Origin of the sequence: Kibdelosporangium aridum (assembly GCF_900176515.1) — a bacterium.
Classification (GTDB): domain Bacteria; phylum Actinomycetota; class Actinomycetes; order Mycobacteriales; family Pseudonocardiaceae; genus Kibdelosporangium; species Kibdelosporangium aridum.
The window spans coordinates 271,465-289,503 of sequence record NZ_FWXV01000010.1; the positions used below are offsets into that span (position 1 = coordinate 271,465).

An 18,039-nucleotide genomic window follows, 5' to 3' on the forward strand; every position below is an offset into this window, starting at 1 on the left:
CCTTTGTGGACAAGAGGGCGCTCTCGCGAGCGGGATGCTGAACCGCTCGCGAGAGCATGTTCTTTTCAGATTCAGGTCTTCTTTGCCGCCGTTGACAGCAGCGGCAGCGCCTGGTCGAGGTACAACATCGACTAGTCCTTCATCACTCCGACCGCACGCCGGTCACGGCGAGGTCCGGCAGCTCGGCAGGCTCGTCGACCCGACGGGCGACGATCGCGTCGAGGATCTCACCGACCCGGACCGCCGTGTTGGACAACAGTGACGAGGTGATGCCGTGCGTGTGCTCGGTCCCGCCTTGCAAGTAGATGCCGCACTGCAGATCCGGGTCCGTCCACACGCGATAGTCGCGGTCCACTCGCAACCGCCCGTGGTCGTCGCGCACGCAGTAGCGGGCGACATCACCCAGTTGGCCCAACGGGTCCGCGGGCAGGTAGCCAGTGGCGTAGACCACAACATCCGCGTCAAGGACCGTCCGCTCGCCAGTGGTGAGCGTCTCGATCGTCACCCGGACACCGGCGTCGGTGCGCGCGACCTGCGTCGGGCGGGCGACGTTGAACAGCCGAAGCCGTTGCGCGCCTTGCACTTTTTCCTGATACTCGCGGCGGTAGAGCTCGTCGATGAGGTCGATGTCCACGACTGAGTAGTTGGTGTTCGCGTGATAGCCCATCAACCGTTGCTTGACGTCTTCTGGCGCGCCGTAGAACTCGTCTACCGCGGCGGGGTCGAAGATCCGGTTGGCAAAGGAGCTGTCATCCGACGGGCTGTAGCCGTATCGGGAGAAAACGGCGCAGACTTCGGCCCGGGGGAACCTTTCGTGCAGGAACGCGGTGACTTCCGCGCCGCTCTGACCCGCGCCGACCACGACGAACCGCTGCGGATCGGTGACCGCGTCGACTCGGCTGAGCAGCTGGCTGTTGTGCCAGATGTGCTCGTCGGCGGTGACGCCTTCGGGCAGGATCGGCCGCAAACCGGTGCCCAGCACGATGTTGCGGGCCCGGAACACCGCTCCGGTCGAGTCCTGGACGTCGAAGAACTCGCCACCGGGGACCGCGGTCACCGAAACGACGTTGCGGTCGTACGCCACCAGGTCGTCGACCTGGGCCGCTGCCCACTCGAAGTAGTCGTGGAACTCGATCCGCAGCGGGAACAGGTTCTTGTGGTTGATGAAGTCGACAAGCCGGTCGCGCGCCTTGAGGTAGCACAGGAAACTGAACCTGCTGGTCGGGTTGCGCATGGTGACCAGGTCCTTGAGGAACGACACCTGCATGGTGGCGTCCTCGATCAGCATCCCGCGGTGCCAGCCGAATGCGGGTTGCCGCTCAAGGAACTGGGCGGTGACGGGTTTGGCAGCCTGCTCGTTGAACTCCGTCAGTGCTATGGCGAGCGCCAGATTCGACGGCCCGAAGCCGACACCGACGAGGTCATAGACCGCTGGCTCTGACATACCCGTCCCATCGTTGGTCCATTTCAATCCAAGGTCACCCTAACCTAACTAAGGCTAGGCTCAACTACTACATTCGAGGGTGACGCTCGTCGCTCAGCGCAGAAGTCAGTACAGAAGGAGGGCCCATGCGGGTCGCGATGTTCGGGTACCAGACATGGGGTCACCGCACCTTGCGGGCGCTTTTGGACTCCGAGCACGAGGTCGTGCTCGTGGTCACGCACCCGAAGAGCGAGCACGCCTATGAGAAGATCTGGTCCGACTCGGTCGCCGACCTCGCCGAGGAACACAACGTTCCGGTTCTCCTGCGTAACCGTCCCGATGACGAAGAGCTACTGACCCGGCTGAAAGACGCCAATCTGGACATCATTGTTGCCAATAACTGGCGAACATGGTTGCCGCCGGAGATCTTCGACCTGCCCAAGCACGGAACGCTGAACGTGCACGACTCGCTGCTGCCCGCCTACACCGGCTTCTCGCCGCTGATCTGGGCACTGATCAACGGCGAGAAGGAGGTCGGCGTCACCGCCCACATGATGGACGAGGAACTCGACGCGGGCGACATCGTGCTGCAGCGCGCGATCCCAGTCGGCCCGACCGACACCACCACGGACCTGTTCCACAGGACGGTCGACATGATCGGCCCGATCACCGTCGACGCGTTGGCGCTCATCGCGTCCGGCGAAGCGGTACTGACCAAACAGGACCGTTCGAAGGCGAGCTTCTTCCACAAGCGGTCCATTGAGGACAGCCTGATCGACTGGACGTGGCCTGCCGAGGACATCGAGCGCTTGGTGCGCGCGCAGTCCGACCCGTACCCGAACGCCTTCACGTACTACAAGGGCGAACGGATCCGCGTGATCAAGTCGTCGGTGTCGAAGGCCTGCTACGGCGGCACCCCCGGCCGCGTCTTCATCAGGGAAGGCGACGGTGTGGTGATCGTCGCGGGCGCCGACGCGCGGACCGGCCGCAACCGTGGGCTGGTGATCGAACGCGTCCGCACCGAGGATGACACCGAGTACGCGGCGACTGACTTCTTCAAGGCCATGGGCGGCTATCTGAAGTCAGCCTGAGTCAAGAGAACAGGGCTCCCTGGGCGAAGTCCGCGCCCGCGTTGCGCCACCACTGGGCTTTCTCCTCGGAGACGACGCCGTCGACGATGACCTGCGCGCCGGCCAGGTGCACCAAGCTGGCCATGTCCAGCAAGGAGTGCGTGACCGGCGAACCAGGCAAGGGCTCGCGCGCGGTCAGCCACGGCGCGATGCGGACCGCGTGCAGCGGCAGGTCCTCCACGCACACCATGTCGCCGGAGGTCCCGCCGAAGTCCAGCGCGACGGCCTTGACTCCGTTCTCCGCCAACAACCTCATGTTGTCCATGGCCTCGCCCTTGTCGGCGAGCAGCGCCTTCACCGGCATGCCGAGCCACAGCCGCTCCGGCGGCATTCCGGTGTCCCGCAGAACTTTGCCGACCTCGCCGACCAGGTCGCCGTCGCACGCCTGCTGCTCGGTGAGGTTCACGCTGAGCGGGATCGACTTGTCCCACCGCAGTTGTTCGCACGCGGTCCGCAGCAGCCATGGTCCCAGCGCGAGGATGAGACCGGTCTCCTCGGCGAGCTCAAGGCAGCGTTCGTCGCACACCAGGCCGTGCTCCGGGTGATCCCAGCGCAGGATCGCTTCGGTACCAACGACTTCTTTGTCCGACAGGCGAACGATCGGCCGGTAGGTGACGGCGAGTTCGCCGTTCTCCCACGCGCCGGGCATCGCCGCGGCGAGGCTGAACGTCCTGCGGTCGCGGTCGTGGTGCTCCGGGTGGAACAACTCCCATTGCCTGCGGCCGTTGTTCTTGGCGCGTCGCAGCGTCATGTCCGACGCGCGCAGCAACTCGGACGGATCCATGGTGCGTGGCGGGCGATTCACCACACCGATGCTCGCCGTCGCCGCGACACCGTGCTCCTCGATGTACACCGGCTCGGACAGCTCGTTGTTGATGGTCGTGACCATGGTCAACACGTCCGGCGAGGTCGGCGAGTTCTCCACGACGATCGCGAACTCGTCGCCGTCGAACCGTGCCACCATCGCCTTTTCGCCTGCCAGCACGGCTTTCAACCGCTCGGCGACCGCGATCAGCAGCAGGTCACCGGTCTTTCGGCCGAGGCCTCCGGTGATCAGGGAGAAGGCGTCGAGGTCAAGGTGGTACAGCGTCACGCCGTACTCCGGATCCGCCCGGCGCAGCACGCTTTCCAGGTGCGTGGTGAAGAACTGCCGGTTCGGCAGGCCGGTCAGCACGTCGTGCAGGGCCTGGCGGCTCAGCTCGTTCTGCAGGAGTTTGAGCTCGGTGCCGTCTTCGACGACGGTCACGAAGTGCCGTGGCTGGTCGTCTCCGTCACGCAGCACAGTCGCAGTCAGTGAGACTCGTGCTATTTCGCCGTCCTGACGGACAAGGCGTTGCCCATGGCGGAACCGTTCGTGTTCACCATTCAAAACGGCCTGGTACGCCTCGCGGAGGTAAGGCGCTTCCTCCGGGTGGACAAGATCGAAAAGCGACAGCTTCGTCAACTCGGCGGTGGTGTGGCCGACGATTTGGCCGAACGAATGGTTCGCGCGGATGAACCGGCCATCCAGATCTGTGATCACAATGCCGCTCGACGAACACGTCGCGACCTCGTCGAATCGCGCCTCACTCACTTTCAGGTTCCACCTGGCGTCACGCACCGCCATGATCAACGCTCGCTCGAGTTCCTCCTGCTGGCGGAACACGGCCCTGCGGATCGCCTCGGCATAACAAGCGCCGAGCGCACCGACCAGCGACACAACCTTCTCGGCGAGCCTGTCGACACGCTGCAATTCGGTGCAGAGCAGCAAACCGCGGCCGAGAACATCAACTGTGCAACGCAGACTGACACTGTCCGCACAGTTCATCGCGACAAGGCGTTCAGTAAAGTCCGCAGCGAACTCTAAATCGAGCGGATCCTCCCGCAGAGCGGCAACGAGCTGGGCGATCATGTCCAGCAGTTGGCGCTCCAGCTCGTCCTGCGACAACGGAACGTAAGTGTTGTGACACATCAGGTAGGCCCATTTGCGCGCGAGCTTGTGCCGCTCACGAATGACGTCGCTGGTGGCGACATTCAAATCATCCGGGAGCGGCGAGATCGACTCGCGCGGAGGCACCGAAAAAGCCTACCGAGGGTCGCGCGCGACCCGCCACAGATTGGTTCAGCGTTCAATCGAATGGGCCAATCGGGGGATGCCCTGACTACGCGACGCTACCGCGTGCTGATTGTCGGTGAACAATTCAACCTTCCCCAGAATTGTTCCGCCCCTGGCAACTTACGAAGAAGGATAATTACTGTTCGCACAACCACGGTTACGCCCTCAGCCTGTCGGCCGAGGGCGTAGGCCATTTGGTTCAACCGGCGAGAGCCAGTTCCGGCTTCCTGGACCGCCGCAGCACGGTCAGCGCGACCACGATCGCGGCGACGACAAAGCCTGCACTGACCCCGAAAGCCAAGTGGAACCCACTGTTGAGCGCTTCAACGTTCGCAGTCCCATTGGCCAGCTCGCTTTCCGTCCGTGACGCCGCGAACGTCGACAACACGGCCAGCCCGACGGCGCCGCCGACTTGCTGAGTGGTGTTGACCAGCCCGGACGCGAGACCCGAATCCTCAGGCGTGGCACCGGACATCGCTTGCCCCATGACCGCGGGCATCGCCATGCCGCCGCCGATGCCGAGCAGGATCATCACCGGCAGGACGTGGACAAGGTACTGCCCGTTCACTGGCGCTTGCGTGAGCAGCAACAGAGCCACGGTGATGCCCACGAGTCCGCCGGGCAACGCCACCGCCGGCTTCAGCTTCGGCGCCACGAACAGGGAAACCAGCGCGATGGCGACCGTGACCGGCAGGTAGGCCAGGCCTGTCCGCAGTGCGTCGTAGTGCAGGACTTGTTGCAGGTAAAGGGCACCGAGGAACTGAAAGCCGAACAGACCCGCGACCATCAGCATCTGGACCACGTTGGCACCCGAGACCGCCCTGGACCGGAAGATGCGCAACGGCAGCAGCGGAGTAGCTGCTTTCGCTTGCCTGACAAGGAAGGCTGCGATGAGCGCCACTGCGGCCGCGAGAAGTACCGGGTTGGTCTCCACAATGGCGTAGACGAGAAGCATCAGGCCGCCGGTGACCAGCACCGCGCCGATGATGTCCGCGCCTTTGCCGAACCCGATGCCCCGGTCCTTGTCGAACGTGAGAGCCAGAACCGTCGCGGCGACGCCGATCGGGACGTTGATGAAGAAGATCCAGTTCCAGCTGATGGCATCGGTGAGCACTCCCCCTGCCAGCAACCCGATGGACGCACCCGACGCGGACACGAAGCTGACCACGCCGATGGCCTTGGCCTGCTCCTTGGGTTCCGGGAACATCGTGACGACCATGCCGAGAACCACGGCGCTCGCCATGGCACCACCGGCCCCTTGCAGGAACCGCGCCACGATCAGCATTTCCTGACTGGGTGCCACTCCACAAAGGAGGGATGCGGCGGTGAAGACGATGAGGCCCGCGACGAACATCCGCCTGCGGCCGATCAAGTCACCAAGCCGCCCGGCGAGCAGCAACAGGCCGCCGAAGGCGATCAGGTAGGCGTTCACGACCCAGGCGAGAGCGGATTGCGTGAAGCCGAGTTCACGCTGGATCGCCGGCATCGCCACGGTGACGATGCTGCCGTCCAGGATGATCATCAGTTGGCCCGCGCACAGAATCAGCAGGCTCCACCAGCGGTTACGTGTCTTCGGTGACCCCTCAGTCAGCATGCGGGTCACGCTAACAGATAGTCCGCTAACAAACAATCTAGAACAGAGTGATCCTGTAGCGAACGTCTAGGACCCATGTTCCGGCAGCTGACGAAAGTCATGGGGGGTTCATGACGATCCGGACTGCCGCCGCGCCTGCCTCCCGGCTGGAATCGTTCCATGGCAACGAGAGTAGGACTGGCTCTCTCCGCCGCGGTGCTCGCCCTGACATCCACGTCGGCGGTCGAGACCGTGCCGGAGGAGGAGCCCTTCACTGGCCCGGTGGCGCGAGCAACGTGCCGAGCGGGCGACCTCGTCGAGACGGGCGTTCAGGGCCAGGTGCCGTTGCCCGACCGGCTCAACGGCCGGGCAGCCGACGGCTACAACTGCAACCTCGACCTCATCGCAAGCGTGGGAGACACGACTGGGACACCGACACCCAAGGTGTACGGCGGAGTGAGCCTTGACTCCTATAAGGACTGTCTCTACCAGGCCATCGCCTCAGCCGACGGCGTTCTCGGCCGAGGCGGTACCGAGGTCCTCGACATGTCCGATTCCCGCAATCCTGTTCGGACAGCGCTCCTTCCAGTCAATCCGGCCGAGTCGCTACGAGTCCATGCCGGGCGAGGACTGCTCGCCGGCGTCCACGAGGACTTGAGCTTCAAGATCTACTCCATCAAGGAAGACTGCCGACACCCAAGGCTTCTCTTCAGTGGCGCGGTGCCGGGCATCGGTGATTCGCACGAGGGGTGGTTCTCGCCGGACGGAATGGTCTATTTCGCCGGCTGGGGCACCGACTCCGAATTGCCGTCACTGGCCATCGACGTCACCGACACCGCCCAGCCTCGCCCGCTCGCAACGTTCTCTCGCCACGTCCACGGCGGCGCGACCAGCGAGGACGGCACGAGAACATATGTTGCCCACATCGGGCCCGAAGACAAGGACAACCGTGGCGGAGACACGAATCCGTCCGAGCTTCTGATCTACGACAGCTCGCAGCTCCGGCACGGCCACATGCGACTGCTCAGCCGGCTGACCCTCGCGAACACGCAATGGTCACACGGGTTCTTCCCGGTCCGATACGGCAATCGGAAGTACCTTCTGCAGTACGGGGAGCGCGGCCTGAATTCCGTGGGATTCGGCGGTATGGGCTGCACGAGCCAGACCCTCTCGCCGTTCCAGTACCCGAACATCATCGACATCTCCGACGAGCGCCGGCCACGGATCGTTGCGACGTTGACGCAGGAGATCGGTGAGCCGGCGCGGTGCGCCTCGGCGCTGAACTTCGACCGGCCCGCATTCCCCCGAAACACACCGTTCGTCCCCACACTGGGGATCTACGCGGCATTCAGCTACGGGACGCACATGTGCCGTCCCGACAGACTCGACAATCCGACGATCCTTGCCTGCTCCGGCTTTGCATCGGGACTGCGCGTCTACGACATCCGCGACCCGCGTTCACCCAGAGAGCTCGCGTACTTCAACCCCGGCACGCTCGGGCCGGCCGATCCAGCGCCGGACTTCACGGTCTCGCCGCCTGTCGTGCGGGCACGCGATGGCGAGATCTGGTTCAACTCGCTCTTCTCCGGTCTGCAGGTGGTGAAGTTCGCCCCCGGTACCTACCCGTTCACTTCGTCCTTGACCTGCGGGGATTACATGTTCGCCCAGTACAACGACTGCACCGCGTGTGTCAGACCAGCTTCGGGGCGCGGGGACGACGGACTGGCTTGCCCACCGTGACCGGGTTGGCCAGACGGCCCTCGACTAAGGTCACCAGCGCGTCCACAAAAGACTTTCGTTGCGCCGCAGGGAGTTCGGACAACACGTCGGCATACACCCGGGACACGACTTGCTGCCCCTTGGCGAGGATTTCCTCGCCTGCCTCAGTCACCGTGATCACGCGGGCGCGGCGATCGGTCTCGGAGGGACGGCGTTCGGCGTAGCCCGCGCGTTCCAACTCATCCACGGTCACGACCATGGTCGTCTTGTCGAGGGCCGCCAGCTCCGCGAGACGGTTCTGCGTCAGGTTTCCAGGCAGCGCCTTCTGCAGGACGCACTGATGCCGTGGAGTGATCCCCAGGTCGGCCAGGGCCGCCGTCAGTTCGAGGGTCAGCGCATGACTGGCTTGACTGAGGTACAACACCAGGTCGAGCTGCATGACAACCAGTCTAGTACGGGACTGTTCGTCAGCGAACAATCTCGGTGGCGCGCGCGAAGACCTCCGCGAGGACCGCCCGGTGCGTACTCACCGCTTCGGCATGCAGCGCCCGGCCCGCTTCCGTCGGGGTGACGAAGATGTTGCGGCGGTCGTCGTGACACATGCCACGCTCCACCAGCCCGTCTCGCTCCAGCCGGGCGATCAGCCGGGACAGTGCGCTCTGGCTGAGGTGAATTCCGGCCGACAGCTCTTGCACGCGGCACTTCGGGTTCTCAGTCTCGATCAGCCGGTCCAGGACCTCGAACTCGCTCGCACCAAGACCATGTCGCTCGTTGAGCTCACGCTCGAGTGCGCCCCAAGTCCGGGCGTGCAGAGACAACATCTCCCGCCACTCACAGACGAGCGGCCGGTCAGCATCGGCGGCCATGCCCGGCACCCTACCACTGCAGGCGCATTTAATGCAAAGTCATTAAATGCGGTTGCATCGAATGCGCGTGCATGCAATAGTGGCCGACGTGATCGAGTCAACGACTACTTCCACCTCTGATGTGCGCTGGGGACCCCGGCTGTGGGGCGCGCTGGTGGTGCTTTGCGGCGTCGTCTTCCTCGACGCTCTCGACGTCTCCATGGTCGGCGTCGCACTGCCGGCCATCCGTGAGGACCTGAACATGTCCACCGCTGCGCTGCAGTGGGTGGTCAGCGGTTACATCCTGGGGTACGGCGGCCTTCTCCTGCTTGGCGGACGGGCCGCTGATTTGCTTGGCAGGCGGCGGGTTCTGCTCGTCGCACTCGCTGTGTTCTCCGTCGGTTCACTGGCCGCGGGTCTGGTGAGCAGCCCTGAGCTGCTGATCGCCGCACGATTCATCAAGGGTGTCGCCGCCGCGTTCACCGCGCCCGCTGCCCTGTCCATCATCACCACGACGTTCCACGAAGGTCCGGCTCGCAACCGGGCACTGAGCATCTTCGCGGTCTGCGCCGCGAGCGGTTTCTCCCTCGGCCTGGTCGCGTCCGGGCTGCTGACCGAGATCGGCTGGCGCTGGCCGCTGCTGCTGCCCGGCCCGATCGGTCTGGTCATCCTGATCGCCGCGTTCAAGTTCGTCCCGGACGACGGTCGTCCGGAGCGCAACGGCCAGGGTTACGACGTCGGCGGTGCCATCACGTCGACAGCGGCCATGCTGCTGCTGGTCTACACGATCGTGCAGGCCCCCGAGATCGGGTGGGCCAACCCGTTCACCATCATCTCGTTCGCCGTCGTTGTGGCTCTGCTCACGGCATTCGTCGTGATCGAGCGGCGCAGCAGCCACCCGTTGGTCCGGCTGGGCATCCTGCGGTCGGGTTCGCTGGTCCGGGCCAACCTGGGCGCGATGATCTTCTTCGGCTCGTACGTCGGCTTCCAGTTCATCGTCATGCAGTACATGCAGCGCCTGCTGGGCTGGTCGGCGATCGAGACCGCGCTGGCGTTCCTGCCCGCCGCGGTGATCGTGGCCGCGAGCTCGACCAAGATGGACAAGGTCATCGACCGGTTCGGCACACCAAGGCTGCTGATGATCGGCATCGTCGCACTGGTCGGCAGCTACGCGTTCATGCTGGGCATGGACGTCTCGCCGAACATCATCGGCGTCGTGCTGCCAAGCATGCTTCTGCTCGGTGTCGCGTGTGCCCTGTCCATCACGTCGTTCAACATCCAGGCGACGGCCGGGGTCAAGGACGAGGAGCAGGGTCTGGCCTCGGGCCTGGTCAACACGTCACTGCAGGTCGGTGGCGCGGTCGGGCTGGCCATCGTGACCGCGGTGATCTCGGCCAACGAGACGCACACCGCCCAGGTCACCCCGGACGAGCTGCTTGCCAGCTACTTCCCCGGCCTCGCCGTGGTCGCCGGGATCGCCGTGGTCGGCGTGATCGTGGCCCTCTCGGGGATCCTCGCCAGCCGCAAGGAGAACAAGGCCCGCGCGGTCGAGGCGGAGCTCGAACTCGCCAACGCGTAGGCAACTGGAGGTATGTCCCTCGTGAGTTGACGCACTCACGAGGGACTCCTCGGCGTGGTACAAGAAACCTATGACGCGCGGGAGCCTTCGGGAGATCCGTCGCCGCTGTGAGGCGACGGCCCGCGCTTTGCCATTGCCTCAACCGTTTGACGCCCGCGCTCTGTGTCAACGAGTGGCACAACAGCGCGGCCGGGCAATCACGTTGACGCCGATGAACTGCGGCGACAGTGGTGTGCTCGGGTTGTGGGTGGCCGCGAAGAACGCCGACATGATCTTCTACGAGGCGTCCACCACCCCGCCGCACCAGGAACACATCATCCTGCACGAGCTGAGCCACGTGCTCTGCGACCATTACCCGGCCCGGCTGTCGGACAACGAGATGCTGCGGCTGCTCATGCCGAACCTCAACCCGTCGATGGTCCGCCGGATCCTGGGCCGCACCTCGTACGACGCGGCCGAGGAGCAGGAAGCCGAGCTGCTGGCGTCCCTGATCAGGCAACGTGCCCAGCGGGAAGCCATGCCGGGCCACGGCACGGACGTCGCAGGCCGGATCAACGCCGCGTTCGGCTGGCCGGAACCCCATGAGTGACTGGATCAGGCTCTACGGACCGGCGATCCTGGCCTGGGCGTTCGTCGCGGGCAAACTGATCGACCGCTGGCGCCGCAACACCACCGACGGGTTCGCCCTGTGGCTCATCCTGGTCGGCCTGGCCTGCTCGCTCACCGCCATGGCGCCCGCGCCGTACGGACTGATCAGTCAGATCTCCGGGGTGCCGAACCTCGGCAGGCTGGTCTCCCATCTGTCCATGCTGGTGGTCGCGTGGGCAGCGCAGGCGATGATGTTGCGGCTCAACGGATCCAAGATCAAACACCTGTGGTGGCCGGTGACCGTCGGCGTGGCGATCACCGTGTTGTTCGCGCTCGCCGACACTCCGGTTGACGACGTCCGGTTCGCCGGACGGTACGCCGCCGAGCCATGGGTGCTGGAGTACTGGCTGGTCTTCATGACCGGCCTGCTGCCCGCGTTCGTCAGGACCGCCGTGTTGTGCTGGCAGTACGCCGGTCTGTCGGGCACGTTCATCGGCAAACTCGGTCTGCGCATGGTGTCCGCGGGCATCATGAGCTCGCTGCTCTACCACGTGCACAAGGCGTTGTTCTTCGCCGCGGCACGCTTCGACATCGCTTATCCCAAGGCGTTCGGCGGTTTTCTCGATCGCATGTTGCCGTTGCTGGCCGCGATCTTCGTGCTGGTCGGTGTGACGGTCCCGACATGGGCACCGAAACTCGGGCTGAACGCCTTGTTCGGCTGGCTCGCCAGACTGCGGACGTACCACCGGTTGCGGCCGCTGTGGCTCGCGCTTTACCAAGCCACGCCGCAGATCGCGTTGATCCCGCCGCGCTCGGCCGCGGCCGAGCTGTTGCTGCCCACCGATGTGGATCTCCGGCTGTACCGGCGGGTGATCGAGATCCGGGACGGGCGGCTGGCTTTGCAGCCGTACCTCGATCCCGAGATCGGCTCGGCCACCCGGGCCAAAGCGTCCGGTATCGACGGCCGGCGCCTCGACGCGCTGGTCGAGGCGAACATGCTGGCCGCTGCCGTCGCCGCGAAACGCGCGGGCGCGCCGACCCGGGACAGCGAGATGGTCGCCGTCGCGGGTGGACGTGACCTGGAGAGCGACACCGCGTTCCTGATGGACGTCGCCCGCGCGTTCCGGAAGGTCAGTCCTGCGCCCGAACCGGCGCCAGGACAGGGCGTTTCGGCTTGATGTGATCACCGGACGACTCGCCACGCAGCCGCCGCTGCACCCACGGCCACGCGTGTTCCCGGCTCCACTGCAGGTTCTGGGCACGACGTTCCCGGGTGGTCAACACCTCCCGGGGCCCGAGTTCGGTCTCGGCCAACGTGTGTCCGACGCCCAGCACCGCCAGGACCTCGATCGCGACCGCGGTGTGGCCAAGGCTGTTGAGGTGCAAGCGATCAGGCGCCCACATCCGCCTGTCCCGTAGCTGCCGCATCGCCCACATGTCCACGACCAGGGCGCCGCGCTGCTTGGCGATGACCCTCGTGTGCTCGTTGTAGATCGCCACGCGGCCACGCATCTTGCGGAACAGTGCGTCCTCGACGCCGTCGACACCGGTGAACACGACCACCGTCGCGCCGGTTTCGGCCAGCCTGCCGATCGCCTTGTCGTAGTCGTCCATCATGGCGTCGATGTCCACCGACGGGCGCATCAGGTCGTTGCCACCCGCGTACAGCGTGACCAGATCCGGCCGCATGTCCAGGCCCTGGTCCAACTGCTCGGCCAGTACCTGGCCCATCAGCTTGCCGCGGACCGCGAGGTTGGCGTACTGCAGGTCCGGTTCGTGCACGGCCAGTTGCTCGGCCACCCGGTCGGCCCAGCCGCGGACCCCGTTGGGGTAAGCGGGGTCGTCATCACCCACGCCTTCGGTGAAGGAGTCGCCCATCACGACTAAGCGCTTGCTCATGTCAGCCAGGCTAATCGACGCTAGGTTCGACTCATGACCAAGGCACTGATCATTGGGGGCGGCATCGCCGGTGCGGTGACTGCGATGGCCTTGCGAAAAGCCGGGATCACGCCGGTGATCTACGAGGCGTACGACACCGGGGCCGACGACATTGGGGCGTTCCTCACCATCATGCGCAACGGGATGAACGCCCTGCACGCGGTCGAGGCGCACCAGCCGGTCATCGATGCCGGGTTCCCCGCGACCGACGTGGAGTACCTGGACGGTTCAGGCACCCGGATCACGCTCAACCCGATGCGCGGCGGTGCCCAGACTCTCAAGCGGGCGGTGCTCTACCGCGTCCTGCACGACGAAGCCACGCGGCGCGGTATCACGCTGCACCACGGCAAGCGTCTGGTCTCCGCGTCGACTGTGGACGGTGTGGTGCGCGCACAGTTCAAGGACGGCACTGCCGCTGAAGGCGATCTGCTGGTCGGTGCGGACGGCATCCACTCGGCGACGCGCGCGATCATCGACCCCGAGGCGTCCGCGCCCAGGTCCACCGGCCTGACCATCGCGTACGGCTACACCAAGGCCGCCTCGTTCCAGCAGTCCGCCGACGCGTACCGGATGATCGCAGGCAACCGGGCGTTCTTCGGCTACACGACCGCGCCGGACGGGGAGACCTGGTGGTTCAGCCGTGCGCCCGAATTGGACTTGAGCACGGCGACCAAGCAGAACTTCATCGACCTGCTCGCCGGCGACAAGACGCCGGCCGCCGAGATTGTCCGGTCGACCGATGACCTGTTCATCACCAACGCTTACGACGTGCCCGAGACCCGGCACTGGCACAACGATTCCATGGTGCTCGTGGGTGACGCCGCGCACGCTGCGTCGCCCGCAGCGGGGCAGGGTGCGTCGATGGCGTTGGAGGACAGCGTGATTCTGGGGCAGTGCCTGCGGGACATCGCGGACAGGCGTGCCGCGTTCGAGAAGTACACCGGTATCCGCCGGTCACGGGTCGAGCGCTTGGTCGCCGAAAGCGCGGCGCTGAGCACGGACCCGAACCGCCGGGTGGCCGCGCCGGGCTCGCAGGACCGGCACTGGCTGTACGACCACGAGATCGACTGGGACGAACGGATCGCGTAAGCCACCCGTCCAAATTATTTCATCAAGCGTTGAGATTGTGTTAACCTCGGCGCCATGACGACGTGGTCTCGGGACTTCGAGGACATCTCCGCCGACATGCTCGCCGCGGTCGGCGGCAAGGCGGCGAACCTCGGTGAGCTGACCAGGGCAGGATTGCCGGTCCCGCCCGGGTTCTGCATCACCACTGACGCGTACAAGGAAGTCGCCGCGCTGGCCGGGATCAGTTCACGATTCTTTGGCGGCAGCCACGACGCGGCGAAAGCCCGTGAGCTGATTCTCGGCACGCCGATCCCCAGCGAGATCAGCAAGGCGATCGTGAGCGCCTACGAGCACCTGGGGCCGGACGTCCCGGTCGCTGTGCGCTCCTCGGCCACAGCCGAGGACCTGCCGTTCGCCAGTTTCGCCGGCCAGCAGGACACGTACCTCAACATCGTCGGTGCCGACGCGGTTCTCGACGCGGTCCGCCGGTGCTGGGCTTCACTGTGGACAGATCGTGCCTACGCATACCGCGCCACCAATGAGATCGACAACCGGACCGTCGCGCTGGCTGTGGTGATCCAGCGGATGGTGCAGTCCGAAGTGGCCGGTGTGATGTTCACGGCCAACCCGGTGACCGGGCGGCGCCACGAGTACGTGATCGACGCGAGCCCCGGCCTCGGCGAGGCAGTGGTCTCCGGCGCGGTGAACCCGGACCATTTCGTTGTGCACGACGGCGAGATCGTCGATCGCAGGCTCGGTGACAAACGTGTGGTGATCCGCTCGTTGCCCGGCGGCGGTACCGAGCACATCGAGCGTGAGTCCACAACGGACGCGTGTGTCACAGACGCTCAGGTCATTGCCCTGGCAGAGCTCGGCGAACGAGTGGAGCAGCACTACGGCAGCCCGCAGGACACCGAGTGGGCGATCGACGCGGACGGTGAGCTGTGGCTCACCCAGTCACGGCCGATCACGACGCTGTACCCGCTACCAGCGCGAACCACGTCCACTGCGGACACTCGGGCGTACTTCTCCTTCACCGTTGCGCAGGGGCTGTACCGGCCGATCACGCCGAGCGGGCTCGCGGCTTTCCGGCTTCTTGCCAGCAGTGTCAGCAAGGACATCCTCGGCTTGCCGGTGGCCGATCCGCTCGCCGGACCGTCCGGGTTCGTCGAGATCGGTATGCGGGGATACATCGACGCGACCGCAGCCGTGCGCAGCGAGGCAGGGCGGTTCATCATGCCGAAGGTTCTCGGCGTGATGGAGGCACGCTCAGGCAAGGCGTTGCGCACCTTGTTCGACGATCCGCGGTTCAGTCTCGTGCCGGCACCGCGCCGGAAGGTGATCGGCCGGGTACTCCGGCTGGCGCTGCGGCTCCGAGTGCCGTACCGGGTTCTGCAGGCGATCATCAGTCCGCAACTGGCGCATCAGTTCGTGGAACGAGTCGGCCACGAGATCCGCCGCCGGATCGCGTTGCCGTCCACCGCGACTCCGGCCGAGCGGCTCGACCACGTCCAGGAAGTGCTGCTGCGGCACGTCTTCCCGGTGGTTCCGCGCGTGCTGCCCAGCGCCGCGGCGGGTTTCCTGATGCTCGGCCTGGCCAGCAAGATCGTCGGGCGGCCCGGTGAAGTGCAGGCGGTGCTGCGTGGACTGCCCAACAACATCACCACCGAGATGGACCTGGAGCTGTGGAACCTGGTCACCCGGATCCAGCAAAGCGATGCCGCGGAGCTGTTCGGCACCGAATCCGCCGAGGAACTCGGGAAGCGCTACCAGACGGGCACGTTGCCGGACATCGGCTTGACCGAATTCCTTGAGATATGGGGAGACCGCGCGGTCGCGGAGATCGATGTCGGGATGCCCCGCTGGTCCGATGATCCGACACACATCCTTGGTGTGCTGGCCAACTACATGCGACTGGACGATCCGGATGCCGCACCGGACGCGGTTTTCGCCCGTGGTGCGGCGCAAGCCGAGGCCGCGATCGACCGGCTGGTCGCCGAAGCGCCACGGCGCAAGCGATTGCTGCGCTTCGCGCTCGGCCGGGCCCGTGCGCTCGCCGGGATCCGGGAGATGCCGAAGTACTTCATGGTGATCGCGCTGGGCTCGGTCCGCAGGCATCTCAAGGTGATCGGCGCCGAGCTGGCCGCGGCCGGGAGGATCGCGGCGCCCGGCGACGTGTTCTTCCTTGATTTCCAGCAGATCAGGGCGGCTCTGGGTGGAACGGCCTTGCACGATGTGGTTTCGCGCAACCGCGAGAGCTACGAGCAGGAGCTGCGGCGACGCCGGATCCCGAGGGTGATGCTGTCCGACGGCACCGACGTGGAGTCCGTTTCCCAGGCAGCCGCGACCGAGGACGGTTCATTGCCCGGCACCCCGGCGTCCGCGGGCACTGTCACTGGCACCGCACGGGTTGTGCTCGATCCCGTGGGTGCTCGCCTTGAGCCAGGCGAGATCCTGGTCGCCCCGTCGACCGATCCCGGCTGGACACCGTTGTTCCTGACCGCGGGTGGCCTGGTGATGGAGATGGGCGGCGCGAACTCCCACGGCGCCGTCGTGGCCAGGGAATACGGAATCCCGGCCGTCGTCGGCGTCGCGGACGCCACTCATCGGATCACCACCGGTCAGACCATCACCGTTGACGGTGCGACCGGCACTGTGCTTCCCGCTTAGAGCAATCCCATTTGCATCGCACGGACGCCCGCTTGGAACCGGCTGCGGGCGTCCAGTTCCACCATCGCGGACGCGACATCGCCGCGGACCGTGCGAACGCTCACCCCCAGTCGGCGAGCGATCGCGTCGTCGGTCAGTCCCTGCGCGAGCATCCGCAGCACGAGTTCGTGCCGCGACCTCGTCGGTTTGCCCTTAGGGACCTGGCTGACTTCGACGCTCTGGGCCCACAGCCCGTCGGCCAACGCGACCAGCGACCGCAGTTCGGACTCGGCTCGGATCACCCGGCCCGCACCGGATTCACTGAGCACCACCCCCACGAGTCCGTCCACCACGACCGCCCTGACCGGCACGTTCGCCGTGGCCCGCGGCGTATACCCGCGCTTGCCCAGCCAGACCGCGTAATCCACGGCCGCGATGTCGGTCCGCCAGAGCATCCGAAGCCCCGCGCCACGGCGGAGCACCCCCTCGGCGATGTGCTCGGCGAACTCGTACGATCGCGGATCGTAGACCGGGGTCAGCACGACAACTTCGTTACGGACCCGTGCGGCCAGCCGCTCGACGACCGCGAGCACCTCGTCCATATCGGACAGCGGCGCGGCGTCGTCCAGCCTGCCGGTGGTTTGTTCGTGCAGTGACACAAAAGTCTCGACGGCCGCCGCGCTCGGCATCGGCCCACCGGACAATCGCCGCGCTGCCAGCGCGGGTAGCGCCAGACAAGGCTGGATCGCCCGCACCGAGCCAGCTTCCACGGCGGAGTTCGTCACCAGCCCTTCGGTGCGCAGTTCCGCCAGCACGGTCGCGCACTGCTGCGGTGACCATGCCAACGCGTGTTCGAGGCGTTCCGGCTGCCATCGTGACCGGGTCAGTAATGCCCGGTAGCCGATCTCAGCCTGGCCGCCCACGCCAAGCCTGTGGCTCTTCATGCTCGCCCTCACCCTCATTCGACCCGATGAACACCGGCCGAGTTCCCTTCCCCCTCCTTGCGCGCCGAAAAAATCGGCGCATACTTCGCCTCCCGTTCCACAAGAGCGCGGGAGCGGCGGTGAAATACCGCCGGCGCGGCGTGGTGTCCTCGTCGCCTCCAGTCGAGGATGACCCGCCCGGGCCCCGTGAACAAGCAGGACGCGGAGAATGCGCCCGGATGCCACGCCGGTTCGCGTGTGCCAGCCGTCGGATGGCCGGTTGGCACGGCGGTGGCCTCCTTTTCGGTAATACAGCGGCAAAACAGCGCAACTTCGGCAAGTTGCGGACTGCAAGTCCCCCGCCGGCAGGTGTACCGGTGGCAGGGAACCCTCCCATGCGGTCCGGCTGCAATCGTTGCCAGCTGCTTCGACCACTCATCCATAGTGGACTTCACCGGGCTCGTCCCGTGCACTGGTGAAACGACCTCCCACCTGAAGTCCGCTGTTGT

Annotated in this window: 14 protein-coding genes; 7 read left to right on the forward strand and 7 right to left on the reverse strand. The window is 65.8% G+C overall.

All coding sequences use genetic code 11. The features are described from left to right. Positions 1 to 142 precede the first annotated feature (142 nt). The gene (locus B9C43_RS41905) at positions 143 to 1,444 is read right to left on the reverse strand and encodes a lysine N(6)-hydroxylase/L-ornithine N(5)-oxygenase family protein (RefSeq protein ID WP_084432976.1); all 1,302 of its coding nucleotides are present in this window, start codon (positions 1,442 to 1,444) and stop codon (positions 143 to 145) included. A 125-nt stretch (positions 1,445 to 1,569) separates the two neighbouring features. On the opposite strand from B9C43_RS41905, the gene B9C43_RS41910 reads away from it, so the two are divergent. After that, positions 1,570 to 2,514, forward strand: a complete 945-nt coding sequence (locus tag B9C43_RS41910) for a methionyl-tRNA formyltransferase (protein WP_033380835.1) — start codon at positions 1,570 to 1,572, stop codon at positions 2,512 to 2,514. Between the two features lies 1 nt (position 2,515). Here the strand turns inward: B9C43_RS41910 and B9C43_RS41915 are convergent, their stop codons facing one another. Both B9C43_RS41915 and B9C43_RS41920 read right to left on the reverse strand, forming a co-directional pair. After that, a complete protein-coding gene (locus B9C43_RS41915) occupies positions 2,516 to 4,609 on the reverse strand; it encodes a putative bifunctional diguanylate cyclase/phosphodiesterase (protein ID WP_235039162.1) in 2,094 nt (697 codons plus the stop codon). 238 nt (positions 4,610 to 4,847) lie between these two features. Further along, on the reverse strand, positions 4,848 to 6,242 hold the full coding sequence (locus B9C43_RS41920) for an MFS transporter (RefSeq protein WP_084432977.1): 1,395 nt from the start codon (positions 6,240 to 6,242) through the stop codon (positions 4,848 to 4,850). Positions 6,243 to 6,401: 159 nt separating this feature from the next. On the opposite strand from B9C43_RS41920, the gene B9C43_RS41925 reads away from it, so the two are divergent. Next, positions 6,402 to 7,961, forward strand: coding sequence for an LVIVD repeat-containing protein (locus tag B9C43_RS41925; protein ID WP_143446964.1), 1,560 nt, complete (start codon positions 6,402 to 6,404; stop codon positions 7,959 to 7,961). Here the strand turns inward: B9C43_RS41925 and B9C43_RS41930 are convergent. After that, on the reverse strand, positions 7,912 to 8,379 hold the full coding sequence (locus B9C43_RS41930) for a MarR family winged helix-turn-helix transcriptional regulator (RefSeq protein WP_084432979.1): 468 nt from the start codon (positions 8,377 to 8,379) through the stop codon (positions 7,912 to 7,914). The two genes, B9C43_RS41925 and B9C43_RS41930, sit on opposite strands and share 50 nt — an antisense overlap. A 28-nt stretch (positions 8,380 to 8,407) precedes the next feature. Beyond that, on the reverse strand, positions 8,408 to 8,806 hold the full coding sequence (locus tag B9C43_RS41935; protein WP_084433132.1) for a MarR family winged helix-turn-helix transcriptional regulator: 399 nt from the start codon (positions 8,804 to 8,806) through the stop codon (positions 8,408 to 8,410). Between the two features lie 46 nt (positions 8,807 to 8,852). Here B9C43_RS41935 and B9C43_RS41940 point away from each other — a divergent pair, with 46 nt between their 5' ends. The 3 genes from B9C43_RS41940 (at position 8,853) to B9C43_RS41950 (ending at position 12,130) form a co-directional block, all read left to right on the forward strand. Then, the gene (locus B9C43_RS41940; RefSeq protein ID WP_407657156.1) at positions 8,853 to 10,364 is read left to right on the forward strand and encodes an MFS transporter; all 1,512 of its coding nucleotides are present in this window, start codon (positions 8,853 to 8,855) and stop codon (positions 10,362 to 10,364) included. A gap of 211 nt (positions 10,365 to 10,575) precedes the next feature. Beyond that, positions 10,576 to 10,953, forward strand: a complete 378-nt coding sequence (locus B9C43_RS41945) for a M78 family metallopeptidase domain-containing protein (RefSeq protein WP_235039163.1) — start codon at positions 10,576 to 10,578, stop codon at positions 10,951 to 10,953. Next, on the forward strand, positions 10,946 to 12,130 hold the full coding sequence (locus tag B9C43_RS41950) for an MAB_1171c family putative transporter (RefSeq protein WP_084432981.1): 1,185 nt from the start codon (positions 10,946 to 10,948) through the stop codon (positions 12,128 to 12,130). The genes B9C43_RS41945 and B9C43_RS41950 overlap by 8 nt, the downstream gene beginning before the upstream one ends. Here B9C43_RS41950 and B9C43_RS41955 read toward each other — a convergent pair. Next, entirely contained in the window at positions 12,084 to 12,851 is a 768-nt protein-coding gene (locus B9C43_RS41955) for an SGNH/GDSL hydrolase family protein (protein ID WP_084432982.1), read from the reverse strand. The genes B9C43_RS41950 and B9C43_RS41955 overlap by 47 nt on opposite strands. A 33-nt stretch (positions 12,852 to 12,884) precedes the next feature. On the opposite strand from B9C43_RS41955, the gene B9C43_RS41960 reads away from it, so the two are divergent. Together B9C43_RS41960 and B9C43_RS41965 are read left to right on the forward strand one after the other, a co-directional pair. Continuing rightward, positions 12,885 to 13,979 (forward strand): FAD-dependent monooxygenase, encoded by a 1,095-nt coding sequence (locus tag B9C43_RS41960; protein ID WP_084432983.1) that lies wholly within the window; start codon positions 12,885 to 12,887, stop codon positions 13,977 to 13,979. A gap of 54 nt (positions 13,980 to 14,033) precedes the next feature. Further along, positions 14,034 to 16,628: a PEP/pyruvate-binding domain-containing protein gene (locus tag B9C43_RS41965; RefSeq protein ID WP_084432984.1), complete on the forward strand. Its 2,595-nt coding sequence runs from the start codon at positions 14,034 to 14,036 to the stop codon at positions 16,626 to 16,628. On the opposite strand, the gene B9C43_RS41970 is transcribed toward B9C43_RS41965, so the two are convergent. After that, on the reverse strand, positions 16,625 to 17,551 hold the full coding sequence (locus B9C43_RS41970; RefSeq protein WP_160097068.1) for a helix-turn-helix transcriptional regulator: 927 nt from the start codon (positions 17,549 to 17,551) through the stop codon (positions 16,625 to 16,627). The two genes, B9C43_RS41965 and B9C43_RS41970, sit on opposite strands and share 4 nt — an antisense overlap. Between the last annotated feature and the right edge of the window lie 488 nt (positions 17,552 to 18,039).

What these genes read in the sequence shown, in the direction of transcription:
- B9C43_RS41950 (WP_084432981.1), top strand. Translation starts at nt 10,946, where the DNA reads ATGAGTGACTGGATCAGGCTCTACGGACCGGCGATCCTGGCCTGGGCG.
- B9C43_RS41910 (WP_033380835.1), top strand. Translation starts at nt 1,570, where the DNA reads ATGCGGGTCGCGATGTTCGGGTACCAGACATGGGGTCACCGCACCTTG.
- B9C43_RS41970 (WP_160097068.1), bottom strand. Translation starts at nt 17,551, where the DNA reads ATGAAGAGCCACAGGCTTGGCGTGGGCGGCCAGGCTGAGATCGGCTAC.
- B9C43_RS41930 (WP_084432979.1), bottom strand. Translation starts at nt 8,379, where the DNA reads ATGCAGCTCGACCTGGTGTTGTACCTCAGTCAAGCCAGTCATGCGCTG.
- B9C43_RS41960 (WP_084432983.1), top strand. Translation starts at nt 12,885, where the DNA reads ATGACCAAGGCACTGATCATTGGGGGCGGCATCGCCGGTGCGGTGACT.
- B9C43_RS41935 (WP_084433132.1), bottom strand. Translation starts at nt 8,806, where the DNA reads ATGGCCGCCGATGCTGACCGGCCGCTCGTCTGTGAGTGGCGGGAGATG.
- B9C43_RS41955 (WP_084432982.1), bottom strand. Translation starts at nt 12,851, where the DNA reads ATGAGCAAGCGCTTAGTCGTGATGGGCGACTCCTTCACCGAAGGCGTG.
- B9C43_RS41920 (WP_084432977.1), bottom strand. Translation starts at nt 6,242, where the DNA reads ATGCTGACTGAGGGGTCACCGAAGACACGTAACCGCTGGTGGAGCCTG.
- B9C43_RS41965 (WP_084432984.1), top strand. Translation starts at nt 14,034, where the DNA reads ATGACGACGTGGTCTCGGGACTTCGAGGACATCTCCGCCGACATGCTC.
- B9C43_RS41940 (WP_407657156.1), top strand. Translation starts at nt 8,853, where the DNA reads ATGCGGTTGCATCGAATGCGCGTGCATGCAATAGTGGCCGACGTGATC.
- B9C43_RS41905 (WP_084432976.1), bottom strand. Translation starts at nt 1,444, where the DNA reads ATGTCAGAGCCAGCGGTCTATGACCTCGTCGGTGTCGGCTTCGGGCCG.
- B9C43_RS41925 (WP_143446964.1), top strand. Translation starts at nt 6,402, where the DNA reads ATGGCAACGAGAGTAGGACTGGCTCTCTCCGCCGCGGTGCTCGCCCTG.
- B9C43_RS41945 (WP_235039163.1), top strand. Translation starts at nt 10,576, where the DNA reads ATGAACTGCGGCGACAGTGGTGTGCTCGGGTTGTGGGTGGCCGCGAAG.